The organism is Microbacterium sp. NPDC091662 (assembly GCF_044756705.1).
GTDB lineage: Bacteria > Actinomycetota > Actinomycetes > Actinomycetales > Microbacteriaceae > Microbacterium.
Window position 1 is genome coordinate 2,392,143 of sequence record NZ_JBIVTM010000001.1, and the last position, 22,558, is coordinate 2,414,700.

Annotated in this window: 25 protein-coding genes; 15 read left to right on the forward strand and 10 right to left on the reverse strand. The window is 68.3% G+C overall.

Annotation, left to right across the window (positions count from 1 at the left end):
* Window positions 1–8: 8 nt before the first annotated feature.
* Window positions 9–599, forward strand: coding sequence for an Lrp/AsnC family transcriptional regulator (locus ACIQLD_RS11715; RefSeq protein ID WP_402608162.1), 591 nt, complete (start codon window positions 9–11; stop codon window positions 597–599).
* A 24-nt stretch (window positions 600–623) separates the two neighbouring features.
* Here the strand turns inward: ACIQLD_RS11715 and ACIQLD_RS11720 are convergent, their stop codons facing one another.
* Entirely contained in the window at window positions 624–980 is a 357-nt protein-coding gene (locus ACIQLD_RS11720) for a hypothetical protein (protein WP_402608163.1), read from the reverse strand.
* A 128-nt stretch (window positions 981–1,108) separates the two neighbouring features.
* Between ACIQLD_RS11720 and ACIQLD_RS11725 the strand changes: the two genes are divergently transcribed.
* Entirely contained in the window at window positions 1,109–3,460 is a 2,352-nt protein-coding gene (locus tag ACIQLD_RS11725) for an arylsulfatase (protein ID WP_402608164.1), read from the forward strand.
* A gap of 118 nt (window positions 3,461–3,578) precedes the next feature.
* Here ACIQLD_RS11725 and ACIQLD_RS11730 read toward each other — a convergent pair whose 3' ends face one another.
* The 3 genes from ACIQLD_RS11730 to ACIQLD_RS11740 form a co-directional block, all read right to left on the reverse strand.
* Entirely contained in the window at window positions 3,579–4,097 is a 519-nt protein-coding gene (locus ACIQLD_RS11730) for a GNAT family N-acetyltransferase (protein ID WP_402608165.1), read from the reverse strand.
* Window positions 4,094–5,107 carry a hypothetical protein gene (locus ACIQLD_RS11735; protein WP_402608166.1) on the reverse strand — a complete coding sequence of 338 codons (1,014 nt, stop codon included), beginning with the start codon at window positions 5,105–5,107 and terminating at the stop codon, window positions 4,094–4,096. The genes ACIQLD_RS11730 and ACIQLD_RS11735 overlap by 4 nt, the downstream gene beginning before the upstream one ends.
* A gap of 85 nt (window positions 5,108–5,192) precedes the next feature.
* Complete coding sequence (locus ACIQLD_RS11740) at window positions 5,193–5,870, reverse strand: Pr6Pr family membrane protein (protein ID WP_402608167.1); 678 nt, start codon at window positions 5,868–5,870, stop codon at window positions 5,193–5,195.
* 78 nt (window positions 5,871–5,948) lie between these two features.
* On the opposite strand from ACIQLD_RS11740, the gene ACIQLD_RS11745 reads away from it, so the two are divergent.
* Both ACIQLD_RS11745 and ACIQLD_RS11750 read left to right on the forward strand, forming a co-directional pair.
* Window positions 5,949–6,917 carry a hypothetical protein gene (locus tag ACIQLD_RS11745; protein ID WP_402608168.1) on the forward strand — a complete coding sequence of 323 codons (969 nt, stop codon included), beginning with the start codon at window positions 5,949–5,951 and terminating at the stop codon, window positions 6,915–6,917.
* Window positions 6,914–8,014 (forward strand): hypothetical protein, encoded by a 1,101-nt coding sequence (locus ACIQLD_RS11750; RefSeq protein WP_402608169.1) that lies wholly within the window; start codon window positions 6,914–6,916, stop codon window positions 8,012–8,014. The genes ACIQLD_RS11745 and ACIQLD_RS11750 overlap by 4 nt, the downstream gene beginning before the upstream one ends.
* A gap of 283 nt (window positions 8,015–8,297) precedes the next feature.
* On the opposite strand, the gene ACIQLD_RS11755 is transcribed toward ACIQLD_RS11750, so the two are convergent.
* Window positions 8,298–8,915 carry a TetR/AcrR family transcriptional regulator gene (locus ACIQLD_RS11755; protein WP_402608170.1) on the reverse strand — a complete coding sequence of 206 codons (618 nt, stop codon included), beginning with the start codon at window positions 8,913–8,915 and terminating at the stop codon, window positions 8,298–8,300.
* A gap of 76 nt (window positions 8,916–8,991) precedes the next feature.
* Here ACIQLD_RS11755 and ACIQLD_RS11760 point away from each other — a divergent pair, with 76 nt between their 5' ends.
* From ACIQLD_RS11760 to ACIQLD_RS11795, 8 genes are all read left to right on the forward strand, one after another.
* The gene (locus ACIQLD_RS11760) at window positions 8,992–9,372 is read left to right on the forward strand and encodes a DUF1761 domain-containing protein (RefSeq protein WP_402608171.1); all 381 of its coding nucleotides are present in this window, start codon (window positions 8,992–8,994) and stop codon (window positions 9,370–9,372) included.
* Between the two features lie 18 nt (window positions 9,373–9,390).
* On the forward strand, window positions 9,391–9,672 hold the full coding sequence (locus ACIQLD_RS11765; RefSeq protein ID WP_402608172.1) for a DUF1905 domain-containing protein: 282 nt from the start codon (window positions 9,391–9,393) through the stop codon (window positions 9,670–9,672).
* Between the two features lie 128 nt (window positions 9,673–9,800).
* A complete protein-coding gene (locus tag ACIQLD_RS11770; protein WP_402608173.1) occupies window positions 9,801–10,496 on the forward strand; it encodes a DUF1684 domain-containing protein in 696 nt (231 codons plus the stop codon).
* 28 nt (window positions 10,497–10,524) lie between these two features.
* Complete coding sequence (locus ACIQLD_RS11775) at window positions 10,525–12,021, forward strand: ABC transporter substrate-binding protein (protein ID WP_402608174.1); 1,497 nt, start codon at window positions 10,525–10,527, stop codon at window positions 12,019–12,021.
* Window positions 12,022–12,073: 52 nt separating this feature from the next.
* Window positions 12,074–13,036, forward strand: coding sequence for an ABC transporter permease (locus ACIQLD_RS11780; RefSeq protein ID WP_402608175.1), 963 nt, complete (start codon window positions 12,074–12,076; stop codon window positions 13,034–13,036).
* Window positions 13,033–13,893: an ABC transporter permease gene (locus ACIQLD_RS11785; protein ID WP_402608176.1), complete on the forward strand. Its 861-nt coding sequence runs from the start codon at window positions 13,033–13,035 to the stop codon at window positions 13,891–13,893. The genes ACIQLD_RS11780 and ACIQLD_RS11785 overlap by 4 nt, the downstream gene beginning before the upstream one ends.
* Entirely contained in the window at window positions 13,890–14,687 is a 798-nt protein-coding gene (locus ACIQLD_RS11790) for an ATP-binding cassette domain-containing protein (protein WP_402608177.1), read from the forward strand. Before ACIQLD_RS11785 ends, ACIQLD_RS11790 begins: the two co-directional genes overlap by 4 nt.
* Window positions 14,684–15,439, forward strand: a complete 756-nt coding sequence (locus ACIQLD_RS11795; protein WP_402608178.1) for an ABC transporter ATP-binding protein — start codon at window positions 14,684–14,686, stop codon at window positions 15,437–15,439. The genes ACIQLD_RS11790 and ACIQLD_RS11795 overlap by 4 nt, the downstream gene beginning before the upstream one ends.
* A 16-nt stretch (window positions 15,440–15,455) precedes the next feature.
* Here the strand turns inward: ACIQLD_RS11795 and ACIQLD_RS11800 are convergent, their stop codons facing one another.
* The 4 genes from ACIQLD_RS11800 to ACIQLD_RS11815 form a co-directional block, all read right to left on the reverse strand.
* Window positions 15,456–15,857 carry a DUF779 domain-containing protein gene (locus ACIQLD_RS11800; protein ID WP_402608179.1) on the reverse strand — a complete coding sequence of 134 codons (402 nt, stop codon included), beginning with the start codon at window positions 15,855–15,857 and terminating at the stop codon, window positions 15,456–15,458.
* 67 nt (window positions 15,858–15,924) lie between these two features.
* Window positions 15,925–17,475, reverse strand: coding sequence for an aldehyde dehydrogenase family protein (locus tag ACIQLD_RS11805; RefSeq protein ID WP_402608180.1), 1,551 nt, complete (start codon window positions 17,473–17,475; stop codon window positions 15,925–15,927).
* A gap of 109 nt (window positions 17,476–17,584) precedes the next feature.
* A complete protein-coding gene (locus ACIQLD_RS11810) occupies window positions 17,585–18,913 on the reverse strand; it encodes a transcriptional regulator (protein ID WP_402608181.1) in 1,329 nt (442 codons plus the stop codon).
* A 76-nt stretch (window positions 18,914–18,989) separates the two neighbouring features.
* The gene (locus tag ACIQLD_RS11815; protein ID WP_402608182.1) at window positions 18,990–19,556 is read right to left on the reverse strand and encodes a TetR/AcrR family transcriptional regulator; all 567 of its coding nucleotides are present in this window, start codon (window positions 19,554–19,556) and stop codon (window positions 18,990–18,992) included.
* A gap of 70 nt (window positions 19,557–19,626) precedes the next feature.
* Between ACIQLD_RS11815 and ACIQLD_RS11820 the strand changes: the two genes are divergently transcribed.
* The 3 genes from ACIQLD_RS11820 to ACIQLD_RS11830 are packed head-to-tail and all read left to right on the forward strand — an operon-like array spanning window position 19,627 to window position 20,970.
* Entirely contained in the window at window positions 19,627–20,196 is a 570-nt protein-coding gene (locus tag ACIQLD_RS11820) for a dihydrofolate reductase family protein (RefSeq protein WP_402608183.1), read from the forward strand.
* A gap of 47 nt (window positions 20,197–20,243) precedes the next feature.
* Window positions 20,244–20,591: a FitA-like ribbon-helix-helix domain-containing protein gene (locus ACIQLD_RS11825; protein ID WP_402608184.1), complete on the forward strand. Its 348-nt coding sequence runs from the start codon at window positions 20,244–20,246 to the stop codon at window positions 20,589–20,591.
* The gene (locus ACIQLD_RS11830; protein WP_402608185.1) at window positions 20,578–20,970 is read left to right on the forward strand and encodes a PIN domain-containing protein; all 393 of its coding nucleotides are present in this window, start codon (window positions 20,578–20,580) and stop codon (window positions 20,968–20,970) included. Before ACIQLD_RS11825 ends, ACIQLD_RS11830 begins: the two co-directional genes overlap by 14 nt.
* 6 nt (window positions 20,971–20,976) lie before the next feature.
* On the opposite strand, the gene ACIQLD_RS11835 is transcribed toward ACIQLD_RS11830, so the two are convergent.
* Window positions 20,977–22,404 carry a CCA tRNA nucleotidyltransferase gene (locus ACIQLD_RS11835; protein WP_402608186.1) on the reverse strand — a complete coding sequence of 476 codons (1,428 nt, stop codon included), beginning with the start codon at window positions 22,402–22,404 and terminating at the stop codon, window positions 20,977–20,979.
* Window positions 22,405–22,558: the final 154 nt, after the last annotated feature.

The following is a 22,558-nucleotide window of genomic DNA, read 5'->3' on the forward strand; positions in this document are numbered from 1 at the left end:
GGAACAATATGTCCAGCAAGAATGCGGAAGAATCGAAGCATTCTGGACGAAGTGCTGCCCCTTTGGACGAGACGGCATACAGAATCCTCGAAGTGCTGCGTGATAACGGTCGGGTCTCGATCGCCGCCCTCGCCGACAAGGTCGGGATCTCCCGCGCCAATGCGTACACACGCGTCGAGTCGCTCGTGCACGACGGGGTCATCACGGGCTTCAGCGCCCGCGTCGATCAGGCCAAGGCCGGACTCTCGATCGGTGCACTCGTGTTCGTCACTGTGATGCCGCAGGCCTGGGCGTCGTTCCGCGAACGCGTGCTGGAGATGCCCGATGTCGAGTGGTGCGCCATCACGACCGGCGAGCACGACGCGATGCTGCTCATCCGCGCCGTCGATGTCAGCGGCGTGCACGAGTTCTCCACCGGGGTGATCGCCCAGCTGCCCGAGGTGCGCACGGTCGTGAGCGTCGTCGTGCTCGACGAGGTGATCCGCCGCCCCTACCTGCTGCCGGGCGACCTGCCGGAGCGCAGCAGCGTCACCGCACCGCTCGGGATGACCCGGTGGACGCCCGCCTCTCCCGGTCGCGACACGCTTCCGCCGCGCTGAGGCGCCATCACTCAGGCGCAGACCTCAGACGGAGATCTCCTCGCACACGCTGAGCTGCGGGAGTCCGTGCATCTCGTAGTGCTCCACGAGGCGGATGCCGCCATCGTCGGTCAGCTCCAGCTCGCTCTCGCCGTCGCCGGTCACGACCGTTCCGTCGGCCTTGAGCACGTGCACGAACGACACCCAGATCGTGTCACCCGTGCGCGTGCCGACGAACTTGCCGAAGGTGACCGTGTCGCCCTCGTACCCGCCCCAGATCGCGCCGTCGCGTTCGAAGTACTCGAAGATGCTCGGGGATTCCGGGTCGACCGCAGAGGTCGTGGACGACACCATCCGGAATCGGCGGCCGTCGAGGGAGGGAAGGGTTGCAGTCGCAGTCACACCCTTGATTATGCCCGCCGAAAGTCACCCGCGAAGTCACCCGCACAGGGTGATGACAGCCCGCGCCACCCTGCCTAGGCTGAGCGCGAAGCGGGCTGCTCTGCTCGCCGAGAGCCGTAGGAGTGCGCATGTCCGAACCCCAGCGTTCCAGTCTTCCGATCCCCGATCTGGCCTACACGGGCACGGTCACCTACGACGCGACCGACCCCGACACGTCGTTCCCGCCGATCACCCCCGTGCGCCCGCCGAAAGATGCACCGAACGTGCTCGTCGTGCTCATCGACGACGTCGGCTTCGGCGCGTCCAGTGCCTTCGGCGGCCCGATCCATACCCCGAACTTCGACCGCGTGGCCGCCGCAGGGCTCAAATACACCCGCTTCCACACCACGGCCCTGTGCTCGCCGACCCGTGCCGCTCTGCTCAGCGGACGCAACCACCACACGGTCGGCATGGGCGGCATCACCGAGATCGCGACATCGGCTCCCGGCTACAACTCGCTGCGCCCCAACAGCTGCGCGCCACTGGCCGAGACCCTCAAGCTCAACGGCTACAACACCGCCCAGTTCGGCAAGTGCCACGAGGTGCCGGTATGGCAGGCGAGCGCGATCGGACCGTTCGACGGCTGGCCCACCCCGGGCAACGGCTTCGAGTACTTCTACGGCTTCATCGGCGGCGAGACCAACCAGTGGTACCCGGCGATCTACGAGAACACCACGCCCGTCGAGCCGTGGGGCACACCCGAGCAGGGCTATCACTTCATGGGCGACATGACCGACAAGGCGATCGCCTGGACGCGAGAGCAGAAGATGCTGGCCCCCGACGTGCCGTCGTTCACCTACTTCGCCCCGGGCGCGACGCACGCCCCGCACCACGTGCCGGCCGAGTGGGCGGACAAGTACAAGGGGCAGTTCGACCAGGGATGGGACGAGATCCGCAAGGAGACCTTCGCCCGCCAGCTCGAGCTCGGCGTCATCCCGGCCGACGCGGTGCTCACCGAGCGCAGCCCCGGCATCCCCGCCTGGGATGACATGAGCGACCTCATCAAGCCCGCCCTGGCGCGGCAGATGGAGGTGTACGCGGGATTCCTCGCCTACGCCGACCACCACGTCGGCCGTCTGCTCGACGCGTACGAAGAGCTCGGCATCCTCGACGACACGCTCGTCTACGTGATCATCGGCGACAACGGTGCGAGTGCCGAGGGGTCGATGCACGGCACGACGAACGAAGGCTTCACGATCAACCACATGAACGACATCGAGACCGAGCAGTACGTGGCCGACCACATCGACGACATCGGCACCCCGAGCTCGTACAACCACTATGCGGTGGGCTGGGCACATGCCATGGACACGCCGTACCAGTGGACCAAGCAGGTCGCCAGCCACTGGGGCGGCACCCGCAACGGCACGATCGTCAGCTGGCCGAACGGCGGCGTGGAGAAGGGCGGCATCCGCAACCAGTTCTCGCACGTGATCGATGTCGCCCCGACCGTGCTCGAGGCCGCAGGCATCCCTGAGCCGACGAGCGTGAACGGCGTGACGCAGCGCCCCTACGAGGGGACACCCATGAACTACACCTTCGCGGACGCGGATGCCGAGGAGCGCCACATCACGCAGTACTTCGAGATGGTGGGCAACCGCGCGATCTACCACAAGGGCTGGACGGCCGTCGCGAAGCACAAGGACCCGTGGCTCGGATCCGACCACGGACTCGACGACGACCGATGGGAGCTCTACAACGTCGACGAGGACTGGACCCAGTCGCACGATCTCGCCGACCAGGAACCGGAGCGACTCGCCCACCTGCAGCAGCTGTTCCTCATCCAGGCCGCGCGCTTCAACGTGCTTCCGCTCGACATCCGCACGGCCGAGCGGTTCAACCCCGACCTCGCCGGTCGTCCGGTGCTCTCGATGAGTGACACCCAGAAGTTCTACCCGGGTATGAAGCGCCTCAGCGAGAACACCACGATCAACATCAAGAACAAGTCGTGGACCGTCACCGCCCGGGTCACGGTGCCCGAGTCCGGCGTCGACGGCGTGCTCATCGCGCAGGGCGGCGCCTACGGCGGCTGGTCGTTCTACACGAAGGACAGCCGCCTCGCGTTCGCGTACAACCTGCTCGGCATCGACGTCGACATCATCCGCTCCGACGACCCGATCCCTGCCGGCGAGCAGGAGCTGCGGGCGCACTTCGCCTATGACGGCGGCGGGCTCGCCAAGGGCGGCACCGTCACCCTCTACGCCGGCGACGACAAGATCGGCGAGGGGCGCGTGCACAAGACGATCCCGTTCCAGTTCACGTTCGACGAGACCGTCGATGTCGGCTGCGACCTGGCCTCGCCCGTCTCGCCCGACTACCCGGCTGCGGGCAACGGCTTCACCGGAACGCTCGAGTGGGTGCGCATCGACCTCGGAGACGATGACCACTCGCATCTGATCGACGACACGCACAAGCTCGCCGTCGCGATGCTCAAGCAGTAGCCGGAGGGGCCGTCGGGGCGGCGTGCGGTCGTCGATCGCACGCCGCTCTCGTCATCTCCGCCCGAGGCGTTCGCGCCATTCGTCGGCGAGGAGGGCGTAGACGAGCAGGGTCGTCCACTCATCCTTGAACCACTCGCTCTCCACGAACCGCGCCTCGCGTCGGAACCCGAGCCTCTCGGCGACGCGGGCGGATGACGTGTTGCGCTCCGTCGAGCCGCGCGACGATGCGGTGCAGGCCCAGGCCGTCGAAACCGAGGGCGAGGAGCGCGTCGACCGCCTCGGTCGCGTAGCCCCGGCCTGTCGCCCGCGGGTCGAAGATGTATCCGACCTCGCCGGATCGGTCGTTCTCGCTGCGCCAGAACAGCACCACGTCGCCGACCAGGGCTCCGGACGCACGCTCCTCGACGGCGAGGGAGACAGCGTCGCCCTCCTTCGTGAACCGCGTGTTCGACCAGGTGGTGGCGATGCGCTGTTCGACGTCCGCCAGCTCCAGCGGTGGATACGGCACGTATCGCACGGCATCCGGATCCGACTTGTACCCATGCATCGCGACAGCATCGGAGGGGGCGATCGGGCGCAGGAGTAGACGCTCCGTGCGGATCGGGTAGTCGGGATCGTGCCCCGTCTGCCCCGTCACTCGAGATCCAGGGAGAGCAGGCCGGGCAGATGGGCCGTCCGGGCGCGCACAGCCAGGAGGAGATCGCCGTAGTCGGGCGTGATGCCGACGCGCGAGGAGGCCAGCAGGTGCGTCGTGGTCTTGCCACCGGCACGCTCGAGGCGGAGACGCTTGACCGGATACGCGGGCGGAGTCAGCCAGATGCGGGCGAGCTGCGAGTAGGGAGCGTCGACGCCGTCGATGCGGATGCCGTGGGGGTCGACCGAGACGTGGGCGGGAATCGACCGTACCAGGCGTCGTCGCTGCACAGCCCCGATCCCGAAGCCGATGGCGGCGAGCGCGGCGAACGGTGCGAGCAGGATCAGCGCCGAGAGATCGCTCTCGACGAAACCGGGCACCGCCACCAGCAGCCCGACCGCGATCGCGATGACGAGGAACACGACGGCGGCGATCGTGATCCGCGTGGCGAGGCGCCGCTCGCCCTCGGCGTCGATCGTGAACTGCGTCGGCAGCTGCGCCCCCGCGCGCGCGGCCTCGACCGGGTCGTCGAACACCGGCTGCGCGATGGGGTTGAGCGTCGCCATCAGCTCGTTGAACATCGGCCTCGAATAGCCGGGAAGTTCGATCGTGATCTCCCGATCACCCGTGTGTACGATCAGGGCACGCGTGGTGCCACTGGGGAGTCCGTTCGTGCGGTGCTCGGTGATCTTCGAGCGGAATGCGGTCGTCGCCCGGGCGAACGTCTCGCGGCTGCCCGCCTTGCCGATCTCGACCGCATCGGGGCGCACGACGATGCGGATGTTGCGGAACCAGAAGAAGCCGGCGAACACGGCCGCGGTCAGCGCGACGGCGACGACGAGCACCACGAGACCGCGGGTCGAGATCTTCATGGTGCCCGGCAGGAACTTCGGGAGCAGGAAGAGTGTCGCCGCCGACAGAACCGCCGAGAGAACGATCGCCCCGACGGCCGAACGGAGCGGATTCCTGCGGAAGACCCTCTCACCGGACACGGCTTCGGCCTGATTCAGCATTCGAACTCTCCCCCACCACCATCGGCTCGCGTGACGCGGTTCCTACCGTAGTGCCCGGCCCGGGACAGCACAGCACCGCGTCGGATCACTCGCGGTCGATGCGACGATCGGCGCTCCACACGCCGCGGAATCGGCTGGCGGACCAGACCAGGACTCCGGCGAGCAGGACGGCGGCGAGCAGGCCGACGATGTGGAGCAGCAGCGACAGCGGGCCCCGCTCCGGGAGCAGGAAGCCGTAGGGAACCCAGCCATCGGTCATGCCACGCAGAAGCACCACGATCAGCCACGCGAGGGGATACGGCAGCAGCGACCAGAGCCGGCGCCACGGCAGGCGCGGGCGATCACCGACCAGCAGCCAATCGAGCACGATGACCACGGGGAAGACGACGTGCAACAGCACGCTCACCCAGGGCGGAGCCGAACCGGTGCCGGGGACGAGGAGGTTGTAGATCACGCCGACGACGATCAGATAGGCGGTCACGAGGCCGCGCAGCAGGGTCAGCCAGGACGGAGCCCCTCGACCGTTCAGCCCGAGGCATCCGGTGCTGATCAACACGCTCGCCGCGATCAGGCTGGTCTGATTCGTGAAGTACCCGAAGTAGTCGAACGGATTCGTGTCGCCGACGGCGATGCGCAGGGCGTAGGCGTATACGAGGACCCCGACGACCACGGCTCCGACCACGATGCGACCGATCGACCACACGAGAGCCGGCCGCGGCGCGACGGGGGTCGGCCGCGCGACGGTCTCGGTCTCTGTCTCCACGACGTCAGCCTAGAGTCGCTCTCTGCACAACCGGTGCCCGGCGCCCGCGCCAGCAGGGACGCCGGGTAGCGTTGGGGCATGGAGTGGATGTCCGATCCCTCGGCGGGGGCGTGGCTGCGCGAGCGGCTCGACGCCGACTACGAGACCATGCACGGGGTGGTGCCCCGTGGTTTCCCCGCGTACGCACGCGTCTTCCATCCGGCCATCGCCCGATCATTGCCCGATCGAGCGATTCCGACGGCGGACGAGCTGGTGCGCATGCCCGAGCCCGAGCAGCGCGCGCTCATGGCCGAGTTCGTCGACGAGCCGGTCTCCTGGGCGCAGACCGCCGCGGCGTTCGGCACGGTCCTGCATCCGCTCGCGCAGTGGCAGCGGATGGTGCGCACCCCGCCCGACGGCGACTGGCGCACGCGGATCGCCCCGGACGGTCGCGAGTTCACCGCCCCGATGGAGGGTGAGGTCGATCCGACCCTTCTGGCGACCATCGCCGCTCACCTCGTGGACCACACCCAGACCCCGGATGCGGGCTTCGCCGCGCTCTGGGAGGGGCGGGGTGGGCTGCTGGGCTTCTTCGGTGTCACACCCTCCCGCTCCTTCCTGACCTTCACCGACGATCCCCACCATCAGGCGATGCTCGACCGCAGCGCGCACGATCCGTTCAACAACGTCTTCCGCCGACCCACCTGGCAAGAGGGCATCCTTTCGCGGGAGATCTCGGAGGGGCTTCGGCTCGAGCTGCCGGGGCGGGACCACGTACTGTTCTCCGTTCCGCCGCGCGCGTTCGCCGACCCGGATTGGGTGCTGCATGTGCCCTGGCGCGATCTCCCCGCCGAGGAGCACGGGTTCCCGCCGTCGGCCCAGAGCCCGAGCCTCCTCTGGCCGGAGGACCACGCCTGGGTCATGGTGAGCGAGGTCGACTTCGACTCGACGATCGTGGCCGGCTCGTCTGCCCTGATCGAGGCGCTCTGCGCGGACGAGCAGCTGGAGGCTCTCCCTCTTCCGGAGGGGGCCGCGCTCACGTGGGATGCGGATGCGGTGAACCGGTGACCTCCCCGCCGCCGACCTTCGACGCGCGCCCTCTCACCGACGCGGTGGATCCCTCCGCGGTGCGTGCGTTCGCCGCAGAACTCCGCTCACGACCGACGAGCGGCGTGACGGCGTCCACGGTCATCGGCATCGTCGCGGCAGCAATCTTCGCCGTCGTGATGCTCCCGCTCCTCGTCAGCGTCACCCTGAGTCTGGCGTCTTTCGGCGATTCCCCCGCCGCGGCGGCGATCCCCCTCGTGCTGATCGTGATCCTCCTCACGGCGGTCGGCGTGATGATCTGGTTGGGCGTGCGCAACGCGCAGGCCCGGCGATACCGACTGCACAGCTTCGCGCAGGCGAACGGAATGACCTATGAGCCGAAGGTCGCCGACCCTCCCCTGCCCGGCATGATCTTCCACCTCGGTCGCGGTCGCCAGTCGACCGATCTGATCCGCGGCACCCGGCCGCGCTTCGTCGAGTTCGGCAACTACCAGTACACGGTGCAGTCGGGGAAGAACTCCACGACCTACCGGTGGGGCTATGTGGCGGTGAAGCTCGACGTGCCGCTGCCGAACATCGTTCTCGACGCCACGGGCAACAACGGCTTCGGCTCGAACCTGCCGGCATCGTTCCAGAGAAGTCAGCGCTTGTCCCTCGAAGGCGACTTCGATCGGCACTTCACGCTCTACTGCCCCGAGGGGTACGAACGCGATGCCCTCTATCTCTTCACGCCCGACATCATGGCGCGGTTCATCGACAACGCCGCCGAGCTCGACGTGGAGATCGTCGACGACTGGCTGTTCCTCTACACGCAGCGGAAGGTCTCGACCCTCGATCCCGCCACGTGGGCCTGGCTCTTCGGCACCGTCGGAGCCCTGCTGACGAAGGTCGATCAGTGGACGCGGTGGCGCGATGAGCGACTCGCGGCGCAGACCCGACCCTTCGTCTCGGCTCCGGCGCCGACTCCGTCCCTGCCGTTCGCTCCCCCGGCCGGACTGCTCACCCCGCCGCCCGGCGTCGCGCCGCAGGGCCGACGACTCAAGCGCGGCAGCACCTGGGTGCCGGTCGTCATCGTGATCGCGGTCATCGGCTTCTGGATCGTCAGCCGTTTGTACTGAACCCCGTCAACGGAGCCGACGGGCTGAGCCGACGGGCTGAGCCGATGGGCTGAGAGAAGAGGCGGAGGGGCCGAGTGTGGGGGTGGGTGCCGGCTGGGGACCGAGCTCCCACCCCATCCCCCCTCGGGATCGAAAAGAGATCCACTCTCCCTCCGCATGACGGCTGAGCCGCCCCGCCCACGGTCAGCTGGGGACTGACGCTGCTGGGCGTATGGCCAAATGGTATACCGGGCGAGGTTGCAACCCGTTGCATCCATGCGGTCGAATGCGCTTTCCCGTGGTCCTAGCGAGGCAGATAGCCCGCCAAGAACAGCTCGACAGCCCTGGCCACCGGTGGCTCCCCTGTCTCCACGCCCAGGAGGCCGGCGTTCAAAGACGCGCCCACGACCAGCCAAGTGAACTCGCTCGCGAGTGCGTCGGCGTCATCGACGGCCAGGCCGTGCGCGTCGGAGAGATCGATCATGGCCTCTGCGAGATTGCGGATGTTCGCGTCCCAGCTCTGCGCCAGGTAGTCCCTCGCGACCTCCGGATGCGCGGCCGCCTCCGCGATGACCAGACGACGCATGGCCACCACCGGCGCGCTCAGCATCCCGGCTCGCATGGTCTCGCCGAGTGCGACGAGGCCCTCTCTCAGATCGGGATTCTCCTTCAGCTGTTCGAGTGCCGGTCGCATGGCATCTCGGCCGGCGAGCGCCCATTGCCGGACGACGGCGGCGTACAGCGCCGACTTCGACGCATGCTCCCGATAGAGCGACGCCTTCGAGATGCGGGCGCGCTTGGCGACCTCGTCCATCGAAGCCCCCGCATATCCGAACTCGAGGAAGACATCACGAGCGGTATCGAGCAGCGCTTCGCCCGTGCGACCGGCCGGACGTCCAGGCGTTCGAGTCATCGCGGTCATGTCGTTCAGTTTAGTACTTGACAGTTCCACCAGGTCGGCCTACTTTGAGTACCAAGAAGTACTAAAGGAGGCCGACATGATCGTTCCGGCAATCGCCCTCGCCACGGTGGCATCGTTCATCGCGAGCGCACTGCTCTACGCCCTGCCTCCTGTCTCCGCACTCATCTCTCGGACGAGCACTCCCCGACCCGGCCTCCCCGTCGTCGTGCAGATGGCATCGGTGGTCCTGCGCAGCCTCATCGTCTCGTGCCTCATCGCCGGCTTGATGGTCGCAGCCGGCTGGCACGGCGCCGGCTCCGGGTCGCTCCTCGGACTGGCGCTGTGCACGCTCCCTCTCGTCCTGCTCCTGGGCGGCGTCGTGCACGAGAACACCAGTCCCTCCGCAGCGGGCGTGCACCTGCTCGACTGGATCCTCAAGCTCGTCATCATCGGAGCGATCGTCGGATCGTTCGTCTGACCCGAGAAGGAGTACGACATGAGCAGTCCCCTCGACATCACATTCACGGCCACCCTCGGAAAGGTGCGCGACGGCGACACCTGGACCTGCGTTCAGCTCGACGACTCCGCGACCGTCTTCGGTACGCGCGGACTCGTCAAGGTCGCGGGTACCGTCGACGGCGAGCCCTTCCGCGGCGCCTTCATGGCACTCGGCGACGGCACGCACAAGCTCCCGGTCGCGGCCTCCATCCGCAAACGCATCGGCAAGGGCGACGGCGACGAGGTCACCGTGCATCTCACCGAGCGCCTCAACGGGTGACGACAGGTGCCCTTCGCCATCGGGCTGAGGCGGATCCCGGCGACGCACGAGCAGTTCCGCTCACTCTGCGTTACCCCGGGTGACGAGCCCGACCCCACCGCGTTCTGCATGCAAGAGAATTGAAGGTGATGTCTGAACGCGAAGAACACACCCACTGGCAGGCCGAGCGCCGCGCCGCCGTCACGTCGCCGACGGGCAACCTCGCCCTGGTCGAGACCCGCTGGACCGGCGAGCGCCCCGACGTCGATGCCGAGCAGCGCGCCGCGTCCGACTCGGTGACCGTCACGCCGATCGAGCGCACGAACATCGAGACCGGCGAGGCCGAGCACGGGCTGCGCGTCTGGGATGCCGACGCCCCCGCCATCCGCGCCTTCGACCGCATCGACACCTACGATTACGACCCGGCGTGGGTGCTCGAGGGCCGCTTCACTCCCGTGTCCGGTGACCGCCGCGTGTCGTTCGAGCACATCCGCGACAACGGCGGCACTCGCGATCTGGTCGTCCCCGGTGACATCCACTTCTCCCTCGACGGCCGCGACTACACCCTCGCCGCATTCGACGACGGCGGCAGGCTGCTGCTCGTGTTCGGCGATGAGACGAACGGCTCGGAGACCTACGGATCCGGTCGCTTCCTGTTCGTCGAGCTGCGCGACGACGAGGGCTCCGTCGTGCTCGACTTCAACCGCGCCTTCGTGCCGCCGTGCGGATTCAGCGCCCAGTACAACTGCCCGCTGCCGCCGGCATCCAACCGCTTCCCCCTGCCTATCCGAGCAGGCGAGAAGAACGTCGTCTTCCGCGACGGCTTCGACATCTACGCGGCGTGACGCCGCACCCGCTCACCCTGGAGTACTCATGAGAAGAACCCGCATCCTCGGCGCGCTCGGCGCCGTCGCCACGCTCGCCCTCGTGGCCGGCTGCGCGTCGGGCACGAGCAACGACGCCACCGCGAGCGAAGACGCCACGATCCTCATCGGGTCGCTGTACGAGCCCACCAACCTCAGCAACACCCAGGGTGGTGGCCAGGGCGTGACCGAGGCGCTGACCGGCAACGTCTACGAGGGCCTGTACCGCCTGACCGACGACGGCGAGGTCGAACCGCTTCTCGCCGAAGACGCCCAGGTGTCCGACGACGGCCTGACGTACACGATCACCCTGCGCGACGACGTGACCTTCCACTCGGGCGACCCGCTGACCTCCGCCGACGTGAAATCGAGCATCGAGGCCGTCACCGCCGAAGACTCCGTGTCCGCCCGCAAGTCGAGCTTCAAGACCATCGCCGACATCGCCACCCCCGACGACAAGACGGTCGTGTTCACGCTGTCGCAGCGCTCGATCTCGTTCCTCTACAACCTCAGCTACGTCTGGATCGTGAACGACGAGGCCGGTGACATCACCAGCACGGAAGACGGCACCGGCCCGTACACGCTCGACGAGTGGAAGAAGGGCTCGACCCTGACCCTTGAGCGCTGGGACGACTACTGGGGCACCCCCGCCAAGAACGGCGAGGTCGTCTACACGTACTTCACCGACGCGACGGCGGAGAACAACGCACTCCTCACGGGTGAGATCGACGTGATCACCAGCGTGCAGAACCCCGACTCGCTCACACAGTTCGACTCCGACGACTACGTCGTGAGCGAGGGCACCTCGACCACGAAGGAGTTGCTCGCGTTCAACGACCGCGTCGCCCCCTTCGACAACACGCTCGTGCGCAAGGCGATCTACTCCGCGATCGACACGAAGAAGCTCCTCGAGTCGATCTGGGGCGACTACGGCACGCTGATCGGCTCGATGGTCCCGCCGACCGACCCCTGGTACGAAGACCTCACGCAGGTCAACCCGTACGACGTCGACCTCTCGAAGAAGCTCCTCGCCGAGGCGGGCTACGCCGACGGCTTCACCTTCACGCTCGACACCCCGAGCTACGACCCGCACCCCGCCGTGGCGGAGTTCCTGCAGTCGCAGCTCGCCGAGGTCGGCATCACGGTCGAGATCAACACGATCAGCGCCGACGAGTGGTACACCAAGGTCTTCAAGGAGCAGGACTTCGAGGCCACGCTGCAGGAGCACGTGAACGACCGCGACGTGGTCTGGTACGGCAACCCCGACTTCTACTGGGGCTACAACGACGCCGACGTGCAGAAGTGGGTCGCCGACGCCGAGCAGGCCGCCACGACCGACGAGCAGACGGCTCTGCTGAAGCAGGTCAACGAGAAGATCGCCGCCGATGCCGCGAGCGTATGGTTGTACCTGTACCCGCAGATCGTGGTCGCTTCCAGCGATCTCAGCGGATACCCGGTCAACGGCCTGAACTCGCAGTTCTTCGCCTACGACATCGTCAAGTCCTGACGTGCGTGGGGGATGCCGCGCGTCGGCATCCCCCACGTCATCCTGAGAATCAATGCTCGCTTACCTGCTGCGCCGCCTCGCGTTCCTCGCGGTGTCGCTCGTCGTCGCGATGGTCGCGATCTTCGTGCTCCTGCGCCTGCTTCCCGGCGACCCGGCGAACGCCCTGCTCTCGGTGAACGCCACCCCCGAGCAGATCGCCGCCGCCCGCGCGCAGGTCGGATCCGATCAGCCTCTGCTGCAGCAGTTCACCGCCTGGGCGGGTCAGCTGCTCCGCTTCGATCTTGGCGAATCGTTCCTGAGCTCACGTCCGGTCGGACCCGACATCGCGTCGCGCCTCGCCGTGACACTTCCGCTCACCCTCATCGCCTTCACGATCGCGCTGCTCGTCTCCCTCGTCATCGGCATCACCGCTGCGGTGAAGGCCGACCGCTGGTACGGCATCGCCCTCTCGGGTTTCGCGCAGCTCGGCGTCGCCGTCCCCGTGTTCTGGGTCGGCGTCGTGCTCGTCTGGGTGTTCGCACTCGGTCTCGGCGTGCTGCCCTCCGGCGGATTCCCGCGGAAGGACTGGGAGGACCCCGCGGATGCTCTGCGCTCGCTCGCGCTGCCCATCCTCACGATCGTGATCGTCATGAGCGCCTCTCTCAGTCGCTACGTGCGCTCGGCGACGCTCGACGTGCTCGGCAGCGACTATCTGCGCACCGCCCGCGCCGGCGGCTCCGGCATGGGCGAAGCGCTGGTCCGGCACGGGGTGCGCAACGGCGCGGTGCCCGTCGTCGCCGTCCTCGGCATCGAACTGTCGACGACGCTCCTCGGCGCAGTCGTCGTCGAGAGCGTCTTCACGCTTCCTGGACTCGGCAGCCTGCTCCTGTCGGCCATCGAACAGCATGACTTCCAGGTGATCCAGGGCGTTCTCGTCGTCAGCACCCTCTTCGTGCTGCTGGTCGGGTTCGCCGCCGACATCGTGCAGCGCCTGATCGATCCGCGCCTGCGCACGAGCGTCTCGGGGAACCGATGAGCCGCGTCGCCGAACAACTGATCACCGCGTCCGTGCCTGTGCGCCGGCGGCCGAAGGCGACCCTGGTGATCGGGATCGTCCTCACGGGACTCATCGTGCTGATGGCCGTCGTCTCGCTGTTCTGGCTCCCGTATCCCCTTGCCGACACCAGCGGCGGTCGGCTCGAGGGGCCCAGCGCCCTGCACCTGCTCGGCACGGACCGACTCGGACGCGATCTGTTCTCACAGCTGATGTGGGGCGCACGGATCGCCCTCATCGTCGGCACGTGCGCCGTCGCGATCGCGGCGATCCTCGGCACGATCATCGGCCTCCTCGCCGCCTTCGCGCGCCCCTGGGTCGACGACACCCTCTCCGCAGCGCTGGATGTCGTGATCGCGTTCCCCGTGCTTCTGCTCGCGATGCTGGTCGTCGCCGTGCAGGGAGCCTCGCTGTGGTCGGCGGTGCTGGCGATCGGGCTCGCGATGTCGGCGGTCGTCGCCCGCCTCACGCGCATCCTCGCGCGGCGTGTGCTGCAGGAGCAGTACATCACCGCCGCGCGCACGAGCGGCACCGGAGCGCTCGGCATCGTGTTCCAGCACGTGCTGCCCAACATCGCGCCCACCCTGGCCGTGAGCCTGGCGCTGCAGTTCGGCGCTGCCGTGCTGGCCGAGGCGAGCCTGTCGTACCTCGGGTTGGGAGCACCACCGCCCAACGCCTCCTGGGGGCGGATGCTGCAGGAGGCGCAGGGCACGGTGCTCACAGCCCCCGTCGGCGCCATCGCTCCCGGCATCGCCATCATCGCCCTCGTTCTCGGCGTCAACTTCCTCGCCGACGGGCTGCGCGACCTGGCCGACCCGACCCGCCGGAGGAGCCGATGAGCATCCTCGACGTCTCCGGCCTCACCGTCCGCTCCGGCACGGGTGCACTCGTGCGTGATGTGTCGTTCGCGCTCGCTCCCGGTGAGCGACTGGGGCTGATCGGTGAGTCCGGTTCGGGCAAGTCTCTGACCTCCCTGGCCGTGACCGGGCTGCTGCCGGATGCGCTCGTCGCATCAGGATCGGTGCTGCTCGACGGCCAACAGGTGATCGGCGCGCGAGATGCCGCCCTCCGCCCGCTGCGCGGACCCGTCGCGCAGATCGTCTTCCAGGAACCCCTCACCGCACTCGACCCGCTGATGAAGGTCGACCGCCAGATCGCCGAACCGCTGCGTCGCCACCTCGGTCTGCGCGGGGCCGAGCTGAAGAGCGCCGTCGCCGCGGCCCTCGACGAGGTCTCCCTGTCGGACACCCGCATCGCGCGTGCCTACCCGCATGAGCTCTCGGGTGGTCAGCGTCAGCGGGTGGCGATCGCCGTCGCGCTCGCGGCCCGCCCGCGACTGCTCATCGCCGACGAGCCGACGACTGCGCTGGACGTGACCGTGCAGGACGGCGTGCTCGCGCTGCTCGAACGCCTGGTCGACGAACGAGGCATGGCGCTGCTGTTCATCAGCCACGATCTGGCAGTCGTCTCGCGCATGGTCGATCGCATCGTCGTGCTGCGCGACGGACTCGTGGTCGAAGCAGGGACAGTCGCGCAGGTGCTGCAGGAGCCCGCCGAGCCGTACACGAGGATGCTGGTCGACAGCGCGCGTGCACTCGACGCCTTCCTCGACACGAAGGATGGCGGCGCATGAGCCTTCTCGAACTGCGCGGTGCCGGCTTCGCCTACGGGTCCCATCGCGTGCTCGACGACGTGTCGCTGCGCATCGACGAGGGCGACTCCCTCGGCCTGGTCGGCGAATCGGGTGCGGGCAAGTCGACGATCCTGCGACTGCTGCTCGGACTCGCCGCCCCGCGCGATGGGCAGGTGCTGTTCGAGGATGCCCCGCTCGCACTGCGCGACCGGGCGCAGATGCGTCGCTTCCGCGCGAGCGTGCAGCCGGTGTTCCAGGACCCGTACTCGTCTCTCGACCCGCGCCAACGCATCGACCGGATCATCGGCGAACCGCTCCGTTCGCTGGGTCTGGCAACCGGCGCCGATGCCCAACGCCGCATCGCCGAGGCGCTCGACTCCGTCGGGCTTCCCGCCGACACCGCGCGCCGCTATCCGCACGAGTTCTCCGGTGGGCAGCGCCAGCGCATCGCGATCGCGCGCGCCGTGGTCTCACGCCCCCGGGTGCTGCTGGCCGACGAACCCGTCAGCGCCCTCGACGTGACGACGCGCGTGCAGGTGCTCGAGCTGCTCGACCGGCTGCGCCGCGAGAACGGCCTGTCGCTCGTGATGGTGTCGCACGACCTGACCGCGATCGCCTCGGCCTGTGATCGCACGCTCGTGCTGCAGAACGGCCGCGTGGTCGAGCAGGGGGCCACCCCGGCCGTGCTGCACGACCCGCAGGTCCCGTACACGCGGGCTTTGGTCGATGCCGTGCCGCGGCTGCCACGCTGAGCACGTCCGGTCCGCTTCACACCGCCCGCGTCGACAAGCCGAAGTACGCAAGCTCCGCGTCGTTCAGCATCCGGGACCGGATCAGGAATCGCATCCCGGTCGGGCCTTCGACCGAGAAGCCGGCTCCGCGACCGGGTACGACGTCGATGGTCAGGTGCGTGTACTTCCAGTACTCGAACTGCGACTCCGACATGAAGACCTCCACCGGCTGCGGCAGCCCCACGTCGAGGGCACCGAGCAGCACATCGCCCGGGCCCGTGATGAACATCCCGATCGGATAGCACATGGGCGAAGAGCCGTCGCAGCAGCCGCCGGACTGGTGGAACATCAGCGGCCCGTGCTGTGCGGTCAGCTCACGCACCAGTGCGGCCGCCGCCTCCGTCACGTCCACGCGCTGGTAGGTGCCGATGCTGACCATGACTGCCGCCTTCCGGGGCTGGAGCCGGGCGGACGCTGAGGGAGCAGCGCCCGCCCGGGGATCGGGCTCAGAAGAAGCCCATCGGCCCTTCCGCGTACGAGACGAGGAGGTTCTTCGTCTGCTGGTAGTGGTCGAGCATCATCTTGTGGTTCTCGCGCCCGACGCCCGACTGCTTGTACCCGCCGAATGCCGCGTGCGCGGGGTACTGGTGATACGTGTTCGTCCAGACGCGTCCGGCCTCGATCGCCCGCCCTGCCCGGTAAGCCGTGTCCCCGCTGCGGCTCCACACGCCGGCACCCAGTCCGTAGAGGGTGTCGTTCGCGATCGAGATCGCGTCGTCGAAGCCGTCGAACGAGGTGACCGACAGCACGGGCCCGAAGATCTCCTCCTGGAAGATGCGCATGTCGTTCGTGCCCTCGAACACGGTCGGGGCGACGTAGAAGCCCTCGCTCAGATCGCCGCCGAGGTCGACCCGCCCGCCACCGGTCAGCAGCCGTGCACCGCCCTGCTTCCCGATATCGATGTAGCTGAGGATCTTCTCGAGCTGATCGTTCGACGCCTGCGCGCCGATCATGGTCGCGGGATCCAGCGGGTTGCCCTGCACGACCTTCGCGACCCGCTCCAGCCCGTCGGCGAGGAAGCCGTCGTAGATCGAGCGCTGGATGAGCGCACGCGAGGGGCAGGTGCAGACCTCGCCCTGGTTCAGCGCGAACATCGTGAACCCCTCGAGCGCCTTGTCGTAGAACGGATCACTGGTCGAGCGCGCGACGTCTTCGAAGAACACGTTGGGGCTCTTGCCTCCGAGTTCCAACGTGACCGGGATCAGGTTCTGCGAGGCGTATTGCATGATCAGGCGTCCGGTCGTGGTCTCGCCGGTGAAGGCGACCTTGCGGATGCGCTTGTGCTGCGCGAGCGGTGCGCCCGCCTCGATGCCGAACCCGTTGACGATGTTCACGACGCCGGCCGGCAGCAGGTCGCCGATGATGTCGAACAGGAACAGCAGCGATGCCGGAGTCTGCTCGGCGGGCTTGATCACCACGCAGTTGCCGGCGGCGAGCGCGGGCGCCAGCTTCCAGACGGCCATCAGGATCGGGAAGTTCCAGGGAATGATCTGCCCGACCACACCCAGCGGCTCGTGGAAGTGGTACGCGACGGTGTTCTCGTCGAGCTGGCTGATGCCGCCCTCCTGCGCCCGCAGCACGCCGGCGAAGTAGCGGAAGTGGTCGACGGCGAGCGGGATGTCGGCGGCGAGGGTCTCGCGCACGGGCTTGCCGTTCTCCCAGGTCTCGGCGACCGCGATCTCCTCGAGGTGCTGTTCGATCCGGTCGGCGATCTTGTTCAGGATCACGGATCGCTCGGCAGGACTGGTCTTGCCCCAGGTCGCGAACGCCTTCCAGGCGACATCGACGGCACGATCGACGTCTTCGACGGTGCCGCGGCCGACCTCGGTGAAGACCTTGCCGTTCACGGGGCTGACATTCTCGAAATACTGACCCTTCGCGGGTTCGACGAACGCGCCGCCGATGTAGTGGCCGTAGCGCGGCCGGTAGTTCGCGAGGGCGCCCGGCTGGCCCGGGGCCGCGTAGGCGAGGGACACGTCTTCTTCGACGATGCTCATGGGGTCTCCTTCGACGGGGCCGCGCGTCGGTGCTGCGGCTCTTCTCCGAAGGTAGGTCGCCCGGGGTTGCGCCCCGGTGCGCAACGTTGCGCCCGGTTGCAGAGCGCAGTCAGGCCTCGAGGCGCTCGATCCGCGCGACGAGACCCGCACGCTTCGGCGACCGGGCGGGGAGCATCTCCAGTGCGAGGCGGAGCGCCTCGGCATCGCCCTGCCCCTCGGGGATCTCGGCGTAGGAGAGCAGCACGTCGAGACTCGCCTCGGACAGCATCGCTTCGCGGAGCGCTCCCCTCACGGACTCCCGGAACTCCTCGACGCCGGGCGAGGTCGACTCGGGGAGCACGGGACCCCGATACGCCGTGAGCGCCACCCGGTGTGCGCCGCGGTCGAGCAGTGACAGCACGTCATGCGCGTCGGTATCGAGGGTGACGGGAAGCCGGTACGGACGTGACTCGGGCACGAGGTCGGGGGCCGTGCGCTCGAGCACCTTGCGCAGGCGTACCATCTCCGGGCGAAGCGTGTCGGGCGAGACGCCGGGGCCGTAGACGAGCTCGCAGAGGCGCTCGGCCGAGAGACCCTGGCGGTGCACGGCCAGCATCAGCAGGATCGCCGCATGGCGCGCGCTGAGCTCGATCATGGACTCGTCGTGTGCGGACTCGGTCTCCAGGCGGGCCCGATCGCGGCCGAGCACATGCAGCGTCGCGCGGGCGGTCGCCGGCGCGCGTCCCTTCGTCACGGCAGGTCGCGGCTTGGGCTCTTCGCTCCGTCGGCGCAGACGAGCCACCATCAACTCCGACTCGACCGCGCGGGCCGTCGCATCGACCAGCAGTCGCGCCTGCAGCGAGACCACCTCGGGGCCTCCGGTGATGTCGATGACTCCGAGCACACGCTGCGTCTCGGGGTCGCGGACGGGCGCAGCCGTGCACGACCACGGATGCACGAGGCGGTTGTAGTGCTCCGCGCCGCGGATCTGCACCGACTGGCCAAGGGCGAGCGCGGTTCCGGGGGCGCTCGTGCCGACGGCATCCTCCGACCAGTTCGCCCCGGCGACGAAGCCCATGCCGTCGGTGAGCGAGCGCAGCTGCCTGTCGCCCTCGATCCACAGCAATCGCCCCGCCTGGTCTCCCACCGCGATGATCACTCCGGTGTCCTCCGCCTCGCCGGGCAGCAGCAGCGCGCGGATCATGTCCATCACCGAGGCGAGAGGGTGGGCGAGACGGTAGGCCTCGAGCTCGTCACTGACCAGTTCGAGCGGAGGGGCGCCCTCGGGACCGACACGGCCGCGCCATGACCTCTCCCACGACTCACGGACCAGCGGCCGCACCTCCTGCAGCCGCCGGTCGTCGAGGTTGCCGGCGAGCAGTTCTTCATGCGCACGCTCGATGAGCAGGCGCGAAGTCGGGGGAAGGGACTCACGGGGTACCTGCCACGGCGCAGACACAGCGGTCTCCGATCGTCGAGAGCGTGCGTTGCCTCAGTGTACGAGCAGCGCGCCCCCGAGGGAACACTTCACGGCGTCAACGGAGGAGGCCGGCGACCAGGTCGTCGATCACTTCGTCGGTCGAGGTGTCCGGATCGATCGGCGTGGTCAGCCGGTCGAGCAGCAGTCCGTCGATCGCGTAGTGGAACAGGGCGATCTCGCGACGCCCGCCCGGGAGCCCGGCCGCTGTGTTGAAGGCCACGTCGCCATCGAAACCGGCGCGTTGCCAGGCACCCAGCACGGCGGCGACCTCGGGACGCCGCCCACCTTCGAGTCGCAGCTCGAACAGGGCGATGGTCACGTCCCGGTCCGCGGTCAACCGCCGCACGATGTCACGGATGTAATCGGCGAACAGGGCGGCGCCGGGCGCGGCCGTTGCCCGTCGTTCCAGATCATCCTGGGTGGGCGCGAGGCGCTCTCCGATCCGCTCGACGAGTCCCTCGATCAGGGCGTCGCGACTGCGGAAGTAGTTCGAGGTCGTGCCGGTCGGAACCTGAGCGGCAAGGTCGACCGCCCGGTGCGTGAGCCCGCGCGATCCCTCACGCGCGAGCACGGCGAGTCCAGCATCTGCGATCGCCCGCCGCCGTGAGTCGTTCTTCACCATGATAGGAACACTAGCGCAAGCACTACACATGTTGTATGTTAACTGCGACATCTGTAGTGATTGGAGAATCATGCGAGAGCTCGTGTACTACGCCGCCGTCACTCTCGACGGCTACATCGCCGGCCCGAACGGCGAGTTCGACGCGTTCCTCGTCGAGGGCGATCACATGGAGGGCATCAACCGGCGCTTCGCCGACACCCTCCCCACCGTCGCCGCCGAAGCGCTCGGCATCGAGCAGAAACGCGAGGTGTTCGACACCGTGCTGATGGGGTGGAACACCTATCAGGTGGGCGGCCTGCCCAGCCCGTATGCGCACCTGCGCCAGATCGTGTTCAGTCGCACGAAGAGCGCAGAGGCCGAGAACCTGGAGGTCACAGCCGAAGATCCGGTCTCCGTGGTGCGGCGGCTGAAGCAGGAAGACGGCACCGACATCTGGCTCTGCGGGGGCGGGGCTCTCGCCGCGTCGCTCGCCGACGAGATCGACCGGCTCATCCTCAAACGACAGCCACTGCTGTTCGGCACGGGCATCCCTCTGTTCGGTGAGCGCCCGTACCACCCCGAGCGGTTCGACGCCGTGCAGACGGTCGCGTACGAAAGCGGCGTGGTGTTCACCGAGCTGGAGCGTCGGCGCGAGGGGTGACGCGAGAGAGATCCGCCTGCTAGCATTCTGCTGTCAGGAGGCGGAACATGGCGACCGTGACCATCCGGAATCTCAGCGACGATGTCGTCGACGCGCTGAAGGAGCGTGCCCGACAGAACTCCCGCTCGATGGAGGCCGAGGTGCGCGACGTGCTCACGCGATTGGCGAAGAACAGCGCGAGCGGGCTCGAAGCCGACCTGGCGCAGCAGATGGCCCGTCCGCGCCGGTGGTCGGTCCCGTCAAGCGAGATCATGGCGAGGGTAGATGCGAACCCGTCGACCCCGGAACATGACAGGATGCGTCGGGAATGGGCGGCGGAGCTGGAGGCGGACAGGCAGAATCCCTTCTTCCTCGAACCGCTACGCGACCCGTGGGAGAGTCGTGATCCTTCTTGACACGAACGTGCTGATCCAGCTCGACAGCGTGCAGTTGCCCCCGGACGACGTGGCTCTGAGCGCCATCGTCTACGCCGAACTTCAGCTCGGAGTCGAGCGTGCGACGGATCCGGTTCTTCGCCGCAGCCGCCGCAACGAACTGATGCGCCTCTCCTCACTCCTCGAAGCCGACTGGCTCCCGTTCGATCGGGCAGCCGCGGAGGGATACGCCCGCCTTGCGTCGGAGGTGATCCTGACCCGTCCCGCACATGCTCGGAGCAAGGACCTCATGCTGGCCGGGCACGCCTACGCACTCGGCGCCGCCCTCCTCACCTTCAACCCGAAAGACTTCGAGCTCGTCTCCGGCGAGATCGAGATCATCGTCCCCGAACTGCGCTGAGGCAGGTCAGCCGCGCGCGGCCCACCACTCCCGAAGCCGCTGCTCGGCGACCTCGGGCCCGAGCACCCCCTCATCGAGCCGCAGGTCGAGCAGGAACCGGTAGGCCTCGCCGACCTCGCGGCCGGGGCTGATGCCGAGCACCTGCTGGATGCGGTTGCCGTCGATCTCCGGGCGGATGGAGTCGAGCTCCTCCTGCTCGCGCAGCGCGGCGATGCGCGCCTCGATGTCGTCATACGCACTGGCGAGGCGTCCGGCCTTGCGCTTGTTGCGGGTGGTCACATCGGCGCGGGTGAGGATGTGCAGGCGCTCCAGCAGGTCGCCGGCATCGCGCACGTAGCGGCGCACGGCCGCATCCGTCCACGCCCCCTCGGCGTAGCCGAAGAAGCGCAGGTGCAGTTCGATCAGGGTCGCGACGGCATCGGTGGTGTCGGTGTCGAAGCGCAGCGCCTGCAGCCGCTTGCGGGCCATGCGCGAGCCGACCACGTCGTGGTGGTGGAACGTGACCACTCCCCCGGCCTCGAGCTTGCGGGTGCGCGGCTTGCCGATGTCGTGCAGGAGTGCCGCGATGCGCAGCGGCACATCGGGCGCTGCGCCGGGGTGCCGCGAGTGCTCGAGCTCGATCGCCTGGGCGAGCACGGTGAGCGAGTGCTCGTAGACGTCTTTGTGGTGGTGGTGCTCGTCGACCTCGAGGCGCAGCTCGGTGACCTCGGGCAGGAACTCGTCGATCAGCCCCGTGTCGACCAGCACACGGATGCCACGCACCGGGTCGTCGGTCTGCATGAGGCGCACGAGTTCGGACTGGATGCGCTCCGGGCTCACGATCTTGAGGGTCTCGCGGAGCTCGGCGATCGCCTCGGCCGTGGCCTCTTCGACCCCGAAGCCGAGCTGGGCGCTGAAGCGCGCCGCCCGCAGCATGCGCAGCGGGTCGTCCCCGAACGAGATCCGGGGGTCGGCTGGAGTACGCAGAACACCGGCGATGAGGTCTTCCACGCCACCGGTCGGGTCGACGAGCTTCACCGACGGCACCTGCAGGGCCATGGAGTTGACGGTGAAGTCGCGGCGCACGAGGTCGCCGTCGATCGTGTCGCCGAACTCCACCGTGGGCTTGCGGGTCACACCGTCGTAGCTGTCGGCGCGATAGGTGGTGATCTCGACCTGCTCGCGCTGTACGCGTGCGCCGATCGTGCCGAACGCGCGGCCGATGTCCCACTGCGCGGTCGAGATCGGCGTGACGATGGTCAGGATCTCGTCGGGCGAGGCGTTCGTCGTGAAGTCGAGGTCGTGGGTCGCACGTCCGAGCAGCGCATCGCGCACCGGACCACCGACGACGGCCAGATCGAAGCCGGCCTCCTCGAACGCCGTCGCGAGGGTGCGGACGACCGGGTTCTCGGCGAGCGCACCGAGACGGGCGAGGCCGTCAGCCATGTTGAGCATGGTTTCCAGCGTACCGGGGTGAGCCGTCCGTGCCGGGGGCCGTCTGCGCCCCTGCCAAAACCCAGACCAACTGCCCGCGCGCCGGCGTGCCACCCCTCGACACGCCGATCCCCGTGCGTCTGGTCTCCGTTTCGGCCGGACGGGCGTCGGTCGC